General features: G+C 73.0%; 12 protein-coding genes. 2 read left to right on the top strand and 10 right to left on the bottom strand.

What is annotated here, in order from left to right; genetic code table 11:
- Positions 1 to 27: 27 nt before the first annotated feature.
- From mutM to rsmD, 7 genes are all read right to left on the bottom strand, one after another.
- Complete coding sequence (gene mutM / locus ACGFK0_RS08170; RefSeq protein WP_392901744.1) at positions 28 to 930, bottom strand: bifunctional DNA-formamidopyrimidine glycosylase/DNA-(apurinic or apyrimidinic site) lyase; 903 nt, start codon at positions 928 to 930, stop codon at positions 28 to 30.
- Positions 923 to 1750: a ribonuclease III gene (gene rnc / locus ACGFK0_RS08165; RefSeq protein WP_392901742.1), complete on the bottom strand. Its 828-nt coding sequence runs from the start codon at positions 1748 to 1750 to the stop codon at positions 923 to 925. The genes mutM and rnc overlap by 8 nt, the downstream gene beginning before the upstream one ends.
- 343 nt (positions 1751 to 2093) lie before the next feature.
- Entirely contained in the window at positions 2094 to 2273 is a 180-nt protein-coding gene (gene rpmF / locus ACGFK0_RS08160) for a 50S ribosomal protein L32 (RefSeq protein WP_358451043.1), read from the bottom strand.
- Between the two features lies 1 nt (position 2274).
- Complete coding sequence (locus ACGFK0_RS08155) at positions 2275 to 2922, bottom strand: YceD family protein (protein ID WP_392901739.1); 648 nt, start codon at positions 2920 to 2922, stop codon at positions 2275 to 2277.
- 93 nt (positions 2923 to 3015) lie between these two features.
- Positions 3016 to 3498: a pantetheine-phosphate adenylyltransferase gene (gene coaD / locus ACGFK0_RS08150; RefSeq protein WP_392901737.1), complete on the bottom strand. Its 483-nt coding sequence runs from the start codon at positions 3496 to 3498 to the stop codon at positions 3016 to 3018.
- Positions 3499 to 3603: 105 nt separating this feature from the next.
- Complete coding sequence (locus tag ACGFK0_RS08145) at positions 3604 to 5055, bottom strand: penicillin-binding transpeptidase domain-containing protein (protein ID WP_392901735.1); 1452 nt, start codon at positions 5053 to 5055, stop codon at positions 3604 to 3606.
- A gap of 24 nt (positions 5056 to 5079) precedes the next feature.
- Positions 5080 to 5652, bottom strand: coding sequence for a 16S rRNA (guanine(966)-N(2))-methyltransferase RsmD (rsmD, locus tag ACGFK0_RS08140; protein WP_392901733.1), 573 nt, complete (start codon positions 5650 to 5652; stop codon positions 5080 to 5082).
- A 223-nt stretch (positions 5653 to 5875) separates the two neighbouring features.
- Between rsmD and ACGFK0_RS08135 the strand changes: the two genes are divergently transcribed.
- Positions 5876 to 6640: a hypothetical protein gene (locus ACGFK0_RS08135; RefSeq protein WP_392901731.1), complete on the top strand. Its 765-nt coding sequence runs from the start codon at positions 5876 to 5878 to the stop codon at positions 6638 to 6640.
- 47 nt (positions 6641 to 6687) lie between these two features.
- Here ACGFK0_RS08135 and ACGFK0_RS08130 read toward each other — a convergent pair whose 3' ends face one another.
- The 3 genes from ACGFK0_RS08130 to ACGFK0_RS08120 form a co-directional block, all read right to left on the bottom strand.
- A complete protein-coding gene (locus ACGFK0_RS08130) occupies positions 6688 to 8448 on the bottom strand; it encodes a serine/threonine protein kinase (protein ID WP_392901729.1) in 1761 nt (586 codons plus the stop codon).
- 137 nt (positions 8449 to 8585) lie between these two features.
- The gene (gene recG, locus ACGFK0_RS08125; RefSeq protein WP_392901727.1) at positions 8586 to 10778 is read right to left on the bottom strand and encodes an ATP-dependent DNA helicase RecG; all 2193 of its coding nucleotides are present in this window, start codon (positions 10776 to 10778) and stop codon (positions 8586 to 8588) included.
- A gap of 33 nt (positions 10779 to 10811) precedes the next feature.
- Positions 10812 to 12410 carry a DAK2 domain-containing protein gene (locus ACGFK0_RS08120; protein ID WP_392901725.1) on the bottom strand — a complete coding sequence of 533 codons (1599 nt, stop codon included), beginning with the start codon at positions 12408 to 12410 and terminating at the stop codon, positions 10812 to 10814.
- A 227-nt stretch (positions 12411 to 12637) separates the two neighbouring features.
- Between ACGFK0_RS08120 and rpmB the strand changes: the two genes are divergently transcribed.
- A complete protein-coding gene (gene rpmB, locus ACGFK0_RS08115; RefSeq protein ID WP_030164391.1) occupies positions 12638 to 12832 on the top strand; it encodes a 50S ribosomal protein L28 in 195 nt (64 codons plus the stop codon).
- The last annotated feature ends 48 nt before the right edge of the window (positions 12833 to 12880 follow it).

Below are 12880 nucleotides of genomic sequence, written 5' to 3'. Positions count from 1 at the left end.
CCCCATCTCGATCGTGACTCCGGTCGCCTAATACCGTGCCCTGCGGGGACGCGGCTGGCACACGGGGCAGGTGTAGGACGAGCGGTTCATGAACTCGTCGCGGCGGATCGGCGCGCCGCAGCGGCGGCACGGTTCGTCGCGCCGCCCGTAGGCGTCCAGGGACCGTTCGAAGTAACCGCTCTCACCGTTCACGTTGACGTACAGGCTGTCGAACGACGTCCCGCCGACGGCCAGGGCGGCCCCCATGACGTCCTGTGCGGCCTCCAGGACGCGCGCGGCCTCCGCTCGCGTCATCGTCTCGGTGGGCCGCGCCCAGTGCAGCCTGGCCCGCCACAGCGCCTCGTCGGCGTAGATGTTGCCGACGCCGCTGATCAGGGACTGGTCGAGCAGAGCCCGCTTGATCCCGGTCCTGCGGCGGCGGAGGGCGCGGAAGAACGCCTCGGCGTCGAAGGCGTCCTCCAGCGGATCGGCGGCGATGTGCACGATCGGCTCCGGGACGAGCCCGGGGCCTCCCGGCCCGCCGATCACGTCGGGCACCAGGTCGGCGACCATGAGATGCCCGAACGTGCGCTGGTCGACGAAGCGCAGGTCGCGGCCGCCGTCGTCGAAGCCGATGCGGACCCGCAGATGCCTTTCGCGTTCCCGGTCCGGCTCGCCGACGAGCAGCTGGCCGCTCATCCCGAGGTGGGCCAGCATCGCCTCCCCCGGCGCACCGCCGCCGTCCGCGCCCAGCGGCACCCACAGGTACTTGCCGCGGCGGCGGGGTGTCAGGGCGGTGCGGCCGGCGAGGCGTCCGGCGAAGTCGGCCGGGCCGGGCTCGTGGCGGCGCACCGACCGCGGGTGCAGGACCTCGGCGGACTCGATGGTGCGGCCGGTCGTCCAGCGTTCCAGGCCGCGCCGGACGACCTCGACCTCGGGAAGCTCAGGCACCGGCCTGGGCCGCCTGACCGGCCTGCCGCTGACCGGCCTCCCGCGCCTCCTCGGCCTGATCTGCCTGGTCTGCCTGCTCGGTCTGATCTGCCTGCTCGGCGACCTCACGCTCCACGACGATCCGGCGGATCTCGTTCCAGGCGGCCTCGGCGGCGTGCTGCTCGGCCTCCTTCTTGCTGCGGCCCTCACCGGCCCCGTAGGCCGTCCCGCCGACCCGTACCGTGGCACGGAACGTCTTCTGGTGGTCGGGGCCGCTCTCGGCGACGTGGTACTCGGGGACGCCGAGCTCCTCGACCGCGGTGAGCTCCTGCAGCGAGGTCTTCCAGTCCAGGCCGGCGCCGAGGCCCGCCGAACGGGTGATCAGCCCGTCGAAGAGGCGGTGCACCAGGGCGGACGCCTCGTCCAGGCCGCGGTCGAGGTAGACCGCGCCGATCAGCGCCTCCAGCGTGTCGGCCAGTATCGACGCCTTGTCGCGGCCGCCGGTGCCCTCCTCGCCGCGGCCGAGCCGGATGTGGGCGCCGACGCCGAGGCCCCGCGCGACGCCCGCGAGGGCCCGCATGTTGACCACGGCGGCGCGCAGCTTGGCCAGCTGCCCCTCGGGCAGGTCGGGGTGGCCCCGGAACAGGGTGTCGGTGACGACGAGGCCGAGCACCGAGTCGCCGAGGAACTCCAGCCGCTCGTTGGTGGGCAGCCCGCCGTTCTCGTAGGCGTAGGAACGGTGGGTGAGTGCGCGTTCGAGCAGGTCGCCGTCGATGACGACGCCGAGCGCGCCGCTGAGTTCCGCGCGATCCGGCGCGGGGTCGCTTTTCTTGCCGCTCACAGGGCCCTCCTCGCAGGCCGTGCACCGCGCAGGGCGCGGTCGCGTCTGTGGCGCGCGGCCGGAACGGCCGGGACGGCGAGGACGCTCGGCGTGGAGGGTCCGCGAAGACGAGGTGCGCGCCGGTCGGTGATCCCGGCGTGCACCACGGCTCCGGGCGCAGTGTCCGCGCCGGTCACCACGCCGACGTCACGCGCCGGGTGGTCGGGTGCCTGTCCTGCCGCATCGCGGGGGGCGGGCCGCGCCGTACGCGCGGATCCGCCCCCCAGGATGCGAGAAGACCGAGACTCTCATCCGGTCCGCCGCCGGCACCGGGTGCCGGCGGCCGAGGATGAGAAGTGTTCACTCAGGACGACGGGGTGATGACCTGCCGCCGGTCGTAGGTGCCGCACGTCGCGCAGGCGGTGTGGGGCAGTTTGTGGTCGCGGCACGTCGGGCACTCGACCAGGTTCGGCGCCGCGGTCTTCCACTGCGCACGCCGGTGCCGCGTGTTGCTGCGCGACTTCTTCCGCTTGGGGACGGCCACGTCAGCCCTCCTGCTTTCCTTCTCGTCGGTCGGATGAACCACGGGGGCCTGAGCTCCCGCCCCCCCGGCCGGGGGGAGCCGGCGCCAGGTCGCCGGCCATGTCCTGCAGCGCCGCCCATCGGGGGTCGGCGACGTCGTGGCGGTGGCCGGGTTCGGCGTCCGCCAGCCGTACACCGCAGTCCGGGCACAGGCCCGGGCAGTCCTCCCGGCACAGCGGGGACAGCGGCAGCGCGAGCACCACCGCGTCCCGCAGGACGGGTTCGAGGTCGATCAGATCGCCCTCGAGGCGGAGCTCGTCGTCGTCGGCGTTCCCGCCGGAGCGGGTGTCGTCGTAGACGAAGAGTTCCTGGAAGTCCGCCTCGAAGGTCGAGGCGATCGGGTCGAGGCAGCGGGAGCACTCCCCCTGGAGGGGGACCGTCGCCGTGCCGGTGACGAGCACCCCTTCGAGTACCGCTTCGAGCCGGATGTCCAGGTCGATCGCGGCGCCTTCGGGGACGCCCACCATCTCGATGCCGAAATTCTCCGGTGCCGGCACGGACAGGTGCTCCTCCCGCGACGACCCGGGCTGCCTGCTCAACGCTCGGGTGTCGAGCACGAGTGGGGCGTTGGGGTCGAGGCGTGTCAGCGGCTTCCTGCTTTCGTGAGGCATGAGAATGACGGCCGCGGGTGATGGCCGATGCCACAGGGTACCGAAGACCCGGCCATTGCCCCAACTCGCGGCGCCCTCACCAGGGCGGGGCCGTCACTCGTCCTGCCGGAGCCGATCGACCAGGCGGTCGTGCACGATGTCGGGGACGAGCCCGGAGATGTCACCGCCGAATTTCACGACCTCTTTCATCAGGCTTGACGAAAGGAACGCGTACTCGGGGTTCGTCGCCATGAAGAGCGTCTCCACTCCGGCGATCCGGTGGTTCATCTGGGCCATCTGCAGCTCGTACTCGTAGTCGCTGACGGCCCGGAGCCCGCGGACGATCACCGGGATGTCCTGCTCTCTGCAGTAGTCGACGGTGAGCCCGTAGAACGTGTCCACCTTGACGTTGCCGTACTCCTTGGTGACCTCGGAGATCATGCCGGCGCGTTCGTCGACGGTGAACAGGCTCTTCTTGTTCTTGTTGATCAGCACGGCGACGACCACCTCGTCATAGAGACGGGAGGCGCGGCTGATGATGTCGAGATGCCCGTTGGTGACGGGGTCGAACGATCCCGGACAGACGACACGGCGCACGGCGTGAACCCCCTCGGTCCCGGTTTCTGACCTGCGGCGCGAACGTACCAAATCGTATTCGGCCCGCTTTCACCCGGGCTCGCCCGGGTCCGGCTCCGGCACGTGTCAGCGGACCAGCGCATCGACGATCCTGGCGGCGATCGGGCCGGACTCGATGCCGTAGCCGGGCGCCTCGGTCATCACCGCGACCGCGTACTCCGGGTCGTCGCGCGGGCCGAAGCCGATGAACCAGCGGTCGTTGTAGGGGGCGCCGGCGACGTCGGCGGTCCCCGTCTTGCCGCCGAGGATGGACGTGCCCTTCAGGGACTTGCCCGTGCCCCTCTCGACGACGGCCTCCATCATGTCCCGCATCTGCCCGGCCTGCTCGGACGTCAGGGCACGGGACATCCGGCCGGGCGAGATGTCGTCCACCGTCCGGCCGCCGGGGGCGCGCAGCCTGTCGATGAGGTGCGGCCGCATGACCACCCCGCCGTTGAGGACCGCGGCGGCGACCATGGCCATCTGCAGCGGCGTGGCGACCGTGCTGCCCTGCCCGATGGAGCCGAGCGCGCTGAGCGCCGGCTGGTCGGTCTGCGGGAAGGAGGAGGCGGCGCTGAGCAGGCCGTCCGCGTACTCGATCCGGTCACCGAATCCGAAGTCGGCGGCCTTCTCGTGGACGGCGTCGTTGCCGGGTTCCTCCGCGCCCATGTAGGCGAACGTGGTGTTGCACGACTGCGCGTACGCCTCGATGAGCGGGATCCGCTTCAGATCGCACGCCCCGCCGATGTCGCCGGCGTCGTTGTTGATCGCCTGCCCGGCGCCCGGCGGTTTGTAGCTGCGTCCGGCCCTGACCCCGGTGTCCCTGCTCGCCCCGGCCTCCAGCGCGGCCGCGGCGACCACGGTCTTGAACGTGGACCCGGGCGGGAACAGCTCCCTGGTGGCCTTGTTGAGCAACGGCTTGAGCTTCTGGGCGTTCAGGCGCTGGAACGCCGCCTCCGCCTTCTCCCCGTCGAGGGTGGAGACCTCGTTCGGGTCGTAGGCCGGCGTGGAGGCCATCACCAGGATCGCGCCCGTGTCGGCGTCGAGGACGACGGCCGCCGCACGCCGCACTCCCGCGCCCTTGAGCGCCTCGTAGGCGACGCGCTGCGCCTCGACGTCGACGGTGGCCTCGACCGTCCCGCCCGGAACGTGCTCTCCGAGGATCTTGTCGATGAGGTTGGACGTGGCGAGCCGGTCGTCGGTCCCGTCCAGGAAATGGTTCGCGGCCTCCTCCAGGCCGGTCTGGGAGAACACGGAGAAGTAGCCGGTGACGGGCGCGAAGACCGGGCCGTCCTCGTACCGGCGCCGGTAGCGCTCGTCGTCGATCTTCTCCGACCAGGCGAGGCGCTCGCCGTCCGCCACGATGGGCCCGCGGTCGACCTTGAAGCGGTCGTCGAGCCGGCGGGCGTTGAGAGCGGAGTCCCGCAGCTCCTGCGCCTCGAATCCCTGCACATAGGTGACGTTCGCCATCAGCGCGATGATCAGCACCAGGGTGACGACCCAGGTACGTGCCAGCGCGCGGTCGATCCCGGGTCCCATGCGCGTGCCCCTACCCGAATCCGTTCATGTCAAGGGCCACGCGGCGCGCCCGTACCAGAAAGTCGCCTCGCCGTAGCGCCGGTCCCGCTCGGCCTCGTACCCGTCCGGCCACCGCAGCGCCGGCCCTCGCGCGGCGCGTTCCACGACGACCAGCGCGTCCGGTGCGGCCCACCCGTGGTCGCGCAGGTTCTCCAGCAGGACGGTGACGGACGCGTCCGCAAGCGTGTACGGCGGGTCCGCGAAGATCAGGTCGTACGGCTCGTCCGGCGGTCTGCGGACGACCCGCTCCACCTTGTCCGGGCACGGGACGGCGCCCGGGAACCCGAGGACCTCGGCGTTCTGCCGGATCACCTTCATCGCACGCGGATGCGACTCGACGAGCAGCGCGTGGGCGGCACCCCTGGAGAGCGCCTCCAGGCCGACGGCCCCCGACCCCGCGTACAGGTCGGCGACGCGAAGCCCGTCCAGCGGGCCGAGGAGGGCCAGCACCGTGGAGAAGAGGCCCTCCCTGGCGCGGTCGCTGGTCGGCCTGGTGTCCCGTCCCGCCGGGACGGCCAGCCGCCGCCCTCCGGCGCTCCCCGCGATGACCCTGGTCATCTCCCCAGTATCGCGGCGGCCCGGCATGCACGGCGAACCTGCCGACGGTCCCGGCCACGGCCGGCTCCCGGAAAACTACACAACGCGCACGGTGCTCTCTTGTGAAACCACACCTAAATGAAGCGAACGCTGTTCACAGCGCTACTGGACGTGTAAACGTGCTCGCAGGTTGTGCAACCGATCCCCTCAGGAGAACTCTGTGCATCACGGTAGGAGACTGGCGGTGACTGCCGGAGCGACGGTTCTGGGCATCGCCGCCATGAGCGGCGTCTCACACGCCGAAACCTCCCAGCCCCCCGTCAAGCACACCAAGGAGCCCGTGCTCGACCTTCGCCTGGGCGCCGGCCTGAAATACGACGAGGCCACCAAGACCGCCTCCGCGGGCCTCGGCCTCGGCGCGGGCGTCAACACCTCCGGCGGCGGCGCGGGCATCCGGGTCAAGACCGGCGCGAGCGCGTCCCTGCCCGGCGCGACCGTCAAGGCGGGCGCCGAGGTGGAGGCCGAGGCGAAGTCGTCCGCCGGAAGCGCCGGGGTGACGGTCGAGGCCGGCGCCGAGGTGTCGGGCGGCAAGCGGGTCGTCAGCGCCGGAGCCGGCGTCGGCGCCTCGGTGGCCCCGGCGAGCGGCACACCGCTGTCGGCGAACGTGTCGGCCAACGCGTGCGCCGGCTCCGGCTGCGACGCGCCGACGCCGCCGACCCCGCCCACGCCCCCGATCCCCCCGACGCCGCCGGTCCCCCCGGAGACCCCGGCGCCGCCGGGCCCGTCGCCGGCACCTCCCGCGCTGCCGTCGTCGCCGCTGCTGCCGGAACTCCCGTCCGGCATGGCGGTGGGGCCCGGCGCCACGGCCGCCGGCGAGTTCACGCCGCCGAAGGCGCTGCCCGTCACCGGAGCCGACGCTCTGCCGCTGGTGGCGCTCGGCCTCACCGCCATCGCCGCGGGCGGCGCCGCGGTGGCCGCGACCCGCAGGCGGACAGCCCGCGAGTCCTGAGCACCCCGCCGGAAGGGCGTCTCCCTCAGGGGGGCGCCTTTTCCGTGTCAGAGACGCTCGGAGCCCGCGACCTTCCAGCCGTCGCCCGAACGCTGGAGCAACAGCCTCCGGAACGAGACCGGATCCCGGTCGGTGCAGCCGCCCTCGCACTCTCCGAGCATCACCAGTGCCAGGAGCCGGTCCTGCTGCCCGGCCGGACGCAGGCCGATCTCCACCGGCGTCCCGGACGCCACGGACGGGTCCCGGGACACGGCGTCCAGCGCCCCCCGGGCCTGCGGGCCGGGCCAGGCCGCGCCCGCCGTGTCGGCCCGGGTGGAGCCCGCCTTCAGCGAGTAGAGGCTGTCGAGCAGCCAGCCGCCGCCCCGTTCGACCATGGTCGCCCGCATCGGGTCCTGGAGCCTGCCCGGGTCGGCGTTCTCCGCGCGCACCGTCCGCCGCACATACGACAGGACCGTCACCTTGCCCGGCGAGGCGGTCACCACGGCGGCGTCGACGACGTCGGCGGTGACCGAGCCCTTCTTGTCCTTCAACTCCTCGCGGTAGTCGCGGGTCGCGAGCTGCCGGTCGTAGTCGGCGCCGTACCGGGCCGTGGACAGCCGGTGCGCCGCCGCCATGTTCTCGTCGAGCGACGCGTGGTCGAAGGTCAGCACCGTCTCGATCGCCCGCGAGGCCGGCCCGACCGCCTCCACCGCCGCGGCGGGCGGCGCGGCGGGACCGGTGTCCGCCTTCGCGGGGTCCTTCCCCGAGCCGCCCGACAGCAGCGCCCACGCCGCCCCGCCCGCGGCCAGCGCGAGCAGCGGCGCCGCGACGGCGGCGACGATGCCCAGCGTCCGCCGCCGGCGCACCGGCGGGACCGTCTGCGGCTGCGGCGCCGGGGCCGTCCCGCCCGAGTCCGGGCCGGCCAGATGACCCGGCCGCCCCACGGTCGGCGGCGCGAGCGGCGCCCTCGCGAAGTCGGCGCCGGTGCTGAGCGTCCCCTCGTCCGCCGGGCCCGCCGGGGCCTCACCGCCGAGCAGGTTCAGCAGGACCTGCTGCGCCTCCGGACGCATCGCCGGGTCCTTCGCCAGACAGGACGCGACGGCCCCGCGCAGCGACTCCGGCAGCGCCGACATGTCGGGCTCGTAGTGCAGGATCCGGTGGAAGACCGCGGAGATCGTGTCGTTGCCGAACGGATGCCGCCCGGTCGCCGCGAACAGCATCGTCGCCGCCCACGTGAACAGGTCCACACCCGTGCCCAGTTCCGCGTCGGTGACCTGCTCGGGCGCCATGTACGACGGCGTCCCCAGGACACCGCTGCCCTTGGCCGCCGACGAGCCGATGACCCGCGCGATGCCGAAGTCGATGACGCGCGGCCCGTCCGGCCCCATCAGCACGTTGGACGGCTTGAAGTCGCGGTGCAGGATCCCCGCCCGGTGGATCGCCGCCAGCGCCGTCACCGTGCCGATCGCCAGCCGGTCGAGATCGGTCCCCGTCCGCGGCCCCTGCTCGTTCACGAGCCCGCTCAGCGACGGCCCCGGCACGTACTCGCTGACGACGTACGGCAGATCACCGGAGACGTCGGCGTCCACGACCTGCGCGGTACAGAACCCGGCGACCCGCCCGATCATCCCCAGTTCCCGCTCGAACCGCGCCCGCCACTCCGGATCACGGCTGAGCCGGTCGCGCAGCAGCTTCACCGCCGCCTCCACGCCGTCCTCGCGACGCCCCAGGTAGACGATGCTCTGACCGCCCTCCCCCAGCCGCCCGACCAGCTCATACCGTCCAAGCCGCACCGGGTCGTCCGGCAGCAGGGGACCAACGGCCGTCATGGGAGCTCCTCCGTCGCACACGAACCCGCCACGGAAGCCGTACCCGCCCGGGCCTGGATGGCCACCAACCACTGACGACACGTTAGACGTCCGTGACCGGCCGTGCGTTCTGAGTCATCGGGCGGCGGCCCCCGGGTTCAGGCCTTTTCGAGGAAGTCGGCGCGGTCTTCGTCGAGGAGGGAGGTGAGGACGGTGGCCAGGCCCGGGTGGGCGGACAGGTCGGGGTCGGATTCGACCAAGGCCGTGGCCTCCTCGCGGGCGTCGCGGATGACGTCCTCGTCGCGGTGGAGGGTGAGCAGCCGGAGGCTGGACGTGCGGCCGGCCTGCGCGGCGCCGAGGACGTCGCCCTCGCGGCGCTGCTCCAGGTCGAGGCGGGACAGCCGGAAACCGTCGGTGGTGGACGCGACCGCGTCGAGCCGTTCGCGGGCCTTGCTTCCGGGTTCGGCGTCGGTGACGAGGAGGCACAGGCCGTGCAGCGTGCCGCGGCCGACGCGGCCGCGGAGCTGGTGGAGCTGCGAGACGCCGAACCGGTCCGCATCCATGATCACCATGACGGTGGCGTTGGGGACGTCGACGCCGACCTCGATGACCGTGGTGGCGAGCAGGACGTCCAGGTCCCGGTCGGTGAAGCGGCGCATCACCGCGTCCTTCTCGTCAGGGTGCAGCTTGCCGTGCAGGACGCCGATGCGCACGCCGGCGAGCAGCTCCTCCAGTTTGGGCAGCACCTCCATGATCCCGATGGGGGACCGGCGGGAGGACTCGTCGCCGGCGTCCATGGCGTCGCCCTCGTCGCCCTCCTTCTCGCCGATGCGCGGGCAGACGATGTAGATCTGGCGTCCCTTGCCCGCCTCCTCCCGGATGCGCTCCCAGGTGCGGGCGAAGAACGCGGGTTTCTCCGGCGGCACCACGTGGGTCTGGATCTCCGACCGGCCCGCCGGAAGCTGCCCGAGGACGGAGGTCTCCAGGTCCCCGAAGACGGTCATCGCGACCGTGCGCGGGATCGGTGTCGCCGTCATGACCAGGACGTGCGGGCGGCCGCCTCCGGTCTTCTCACGCAGGGCGTCGCGCTGCTCGACGCCGAAACGGTGCTGCTCGTCCACGACGACGAGCCCCAGGTCGGCGAACTGGACGCTCTCCTGCAGGAGCGCGTGGGTTCCGACGACGATTCCGGCGGCGCCGGACGCCGCGTCCAGCAGTGCCGCCTTGCGCGCCTTCGCGCCTTGCGAGCCGGTGAGCAACGCGACCCGGGTGGCGTTGTCGGCGCCGCCGATCTGGCCCGCCTGGGCCAGGTCGCCGAGCATGCCGGTGATCGACCGGTAGTGCTGCTGGGCGAGGACCTCGGTGGGCGCGAGCAGCGCCGCCTGCCCGCCGTTGTCCACGACCTGAAGCATCGCCCGCAGCGCGACCACCGTCTTCCCCGCTCCGACATCTCCCTGGAGGAGGCGGTGCATGGGGTGTTCCAGTGCCAGGTCCGCCGCCAGCTCTTCGCCCACCTCACGCTGGCCCTTGGTGAGTTCGAAGGGCAGGCGGGCGTCGAACTCCGACTGGAGGCCGCCGAAGGCGGGGGGACGGGGCGTCGCGGGGAGCGCGGCGGCGGCGAGGCGGCGCTGGGCCAGGGCCACCTGGACGACGAACGCCTCGTCCCACTTGAGGCGGGCGCGGGCGCGGCCCAGTTCGTCCCAGGTGCGCGGGCGGTGGATGCCCTCGTACGCGTCGCGCAGGCCGATCAGGCGGCGTCGTTTCAGGAGGGCGCCGGGCATCGGGTCGGCGGGGAGGCTGAGCTGGTCGAGGACGGTTCCGACGGACGTGCCGATCGTCTCGATGGGCAGCGCCTTGGTGGACGGGTAGATCGGGATGATCTCGTCGGCCCACTCCTGCGCGGCCTCTTCCGCGCCCTTCTCCGCGACGACCTTGTACTGCGGGTGGGTGAGCTGCCGCACCTCCTTGCCGCTGCGGGGCCGGTAGGTGCTGATCTTCCCGGCGAACAGGCCGCGGGTGCCGGGCGACAGGTCCTTCTCCGGCCGGTAGGAGCCTTTGCGGCCGAAGAAGCTCAGCTTCAGCAGCCCGGTGCCGTCCGTGACGGTGATCTCCAGGACGTAGCCGGGGCTGCGGGTGAGGCTGCGGCCCTGCACCTTCTCGACCTCCGCCATGACTGTGACGTGCTCGCCGTCCTGCAGGCCGCTGAGCCGGGTCAGCTCGCCGCGGTGGGCGTAGCGGCGCGGGTAGTGGTGCAGGAGGTCGCCGACCGTGTGCAGGTCGAGGCCCTTCTCCAGCGCCTTGGCCGTCTTGTCGCCGAGGACCTTGCGCAACGGCTCGTCGAGATTCGCCACGCAGTCTTTTCTAGCCCATGACGGCGACGAGAATCACTCAACGCCGATGAGCAGCGGGTACCGTTCCTGGCCGCCGTCGTAAACGCCGACCTCGACGTCGGGGTGGTCGCCGCACAGGTGCCCTTCAAGGATCTCGGCGAGCGCGGGGGGCGCGTGGGTGCCGGCGATCAGCGTCACGAGCTCGCCGCCACCGGACAGCATGCGGTCGAGCAGGTTCCGGGCGACCTCGGTGACGTCCGCGCCGATCGTGACGACATCGCCCTCGATGAGGCCGAGGACGTCACCGGGCTGGCAGAGTCCGACGCTCGTCACGGCCTCCTGCCCGGCGACCTCCAGGTGCCCGAAGCGGGTGGCGCCGGCGGCGCGGGTCATCTCGATGACGTCCTCGCCGAAGCGGCGCAGCGGGTCGTGCACCGCCAGGGCCGCCAGCCCCTGGACGGACGCCTTCGTCGGCACCACCGCGATCCGGGCGCCGCCGTCCCGCGCGCGCTCTGCGGCGGCTTCGGCGAGTGCGAGGACCTCGGGCTCGTTCGGCAGGACGGTCACCTCGTCGCCCGCCGTGAGGATCGCGTCGGCCAGCACCGCCAGCGGCGGCACCGTGCCGGGTTCGCGCCGGACGACGCGCGCGCCGCACTGCTCGAACAGTGCGGCCAGCCCGCCGGCGGCGGTGACGGCGATCACCGCGCGTCCGGTGTGCGGTGCCTGCGGATGCTCGCCGGCGCCGGCGTGCAGGTAGGTGACGCGGATCCGGTGCGGGCGTCCCGCGGTCATGCCCGCCTCGATCGCGGATCCGGCGTCGTCCACATGGACGTGGACGTTCCACAGGCCGTCGCCGCCCACCACGACGAGGGAGTCCCCGAGGCCGTCCAGCTTCTCCCGGAGGGCGTGGACGGCGTCGTCCGGGGCGTCCAGCAGGTACATGACCTCGTAGCCGGGTCCGTGCGGCCGCGGGCGCTCCGCGGCGGGCGCCGGCGGCCCGGCGGCGCGGGCGGGGACCTCGTACCGCTCGGGGTACTCCTCGGTGATCACGGCGGCGAGGACGTCGAGCACCACGCAGAGCCCGGCGGCGCCCGCGTCCACGACGCCGCTGCGGGCCAGCACGTCCAGCTGGGCGGTCGTGCGGCCGAGCGCCCTCCGGGCCCCGCCGGCCGCGGTCCGCGTCGCCTCGGCGAGTCCGGTTCCGGACGTCCCCGATGTGCAGGCCGAGGCGGCTTCGGCGAGGACGGTCAGGATCGTCCCCTCGACGGGGTGCTCCACGGCACCGCGGGCCAGGCCGGACGCGTGGTCGAGGGCCCCCGCGAACGCCGCGCCGTCCGGCGGTGCCTCCAGCGGGCCGAGGACGTCGGCGAGCCCGCGAAACACCTGGCTGAGGATCACGCCGGAGTTGCCCCGCGCGCCCAGCAGCGCGCCCTGCGCCAGTGCCCGCCAGATCCGCGCGGTGTCCGCGGTCTCGGGGAGCTCGTCCAGCGCGTCCGCCGCGGCGATCACGGTCAGGTGCAGGTTCGTGCCGGTGTCGCCGTCCGGGACGGGGAAGACGTTGAGCGCGTCGATCTCCGCGCGCGTGCGTCCCAGCGCCTCGGCCGCGGACCTGCACCACCGCCGTACCGCCGCCCCATCGAGGACCTCACCCACGGACCCGCCCCTCTCGCCGTCTCGCACCTCTTCTGTATCGTGCACGCGCCGTCCGGGGAAACCGGCGGTGCGCGAGGCGATTCGCGTACCCGGCGGGGCGTCGGCTAGTCTGATCCGTGCGCCTCGTCCGAGGCGCCTATCAGTGAGCACCCGTGATCCCCGGCCGGCTGCCGGCGGCATCGGACGGCGCTCCGGTTCAGAGCATCGACACCCACTTGGAGTTTCCCGTGGCTTCCGTCTGCGACGTCTGCGGCAAGGGACCCGGTTTCGGCATGCGCGTCTCCCACTCGCACCGCCGCACCCCGCGCCGCTGGAACCCCAACATCCAGCGTGTGCGCGCCGTCGTGAACGGCAGCACCAAGCGGATCAACGCCTGCACGTCCTGCATCAAGGCCGGCAAGGTCGTCAAGCCCACGGTCTGAGCACCGTCCAGGGGCGGAGCGCCGGCCGAGCGCAGGCGCCGCTCGACG

This window comes from Spirillospora sp. NPDC048823 (assembly GCF_043198445.1).
Taxonomy (GTDB): domain Bacteria; phylum Actinomycetota; class Actinomycetes; order Streptosporangiales; family Streptosporangiaceae; genus Spirillospora.
This window is presented reverse-complemented; position numbering and strand designations above follow the sequence as displayed.

Coding starts and splice junctions, on each gene's coding strand:
- rsmD (WP_392901733.1), bottom strand. CDS start 5,652: ATGACCAGGGTCATCGCGGGGAGCGCCGGAGGGCGGCGGCTGGCCGTC.
- ACGFK0_RS08145 (WP_392901735.1), bottom strand. CDS start 5,055: ATGGGACCCGGGATCGACCGCGCGCTGGCACGTACCTGGGTCGTCACC.
- ACGFK0_RS08130 (WP_392901729.1), bottom strand. CDS start 8,448: ATGACGGCCGTTGGTCCCCTGCTGCCGGACGACCCGGTGCGGCTTGGA.
- ACGFK0_RS08155 (WP_392901739.1), bottom strand. CDS start 2,922: ATGCCTCACGAAAGCAGGAAGCCGCTGACACGCCTCGACCCCAACGCC.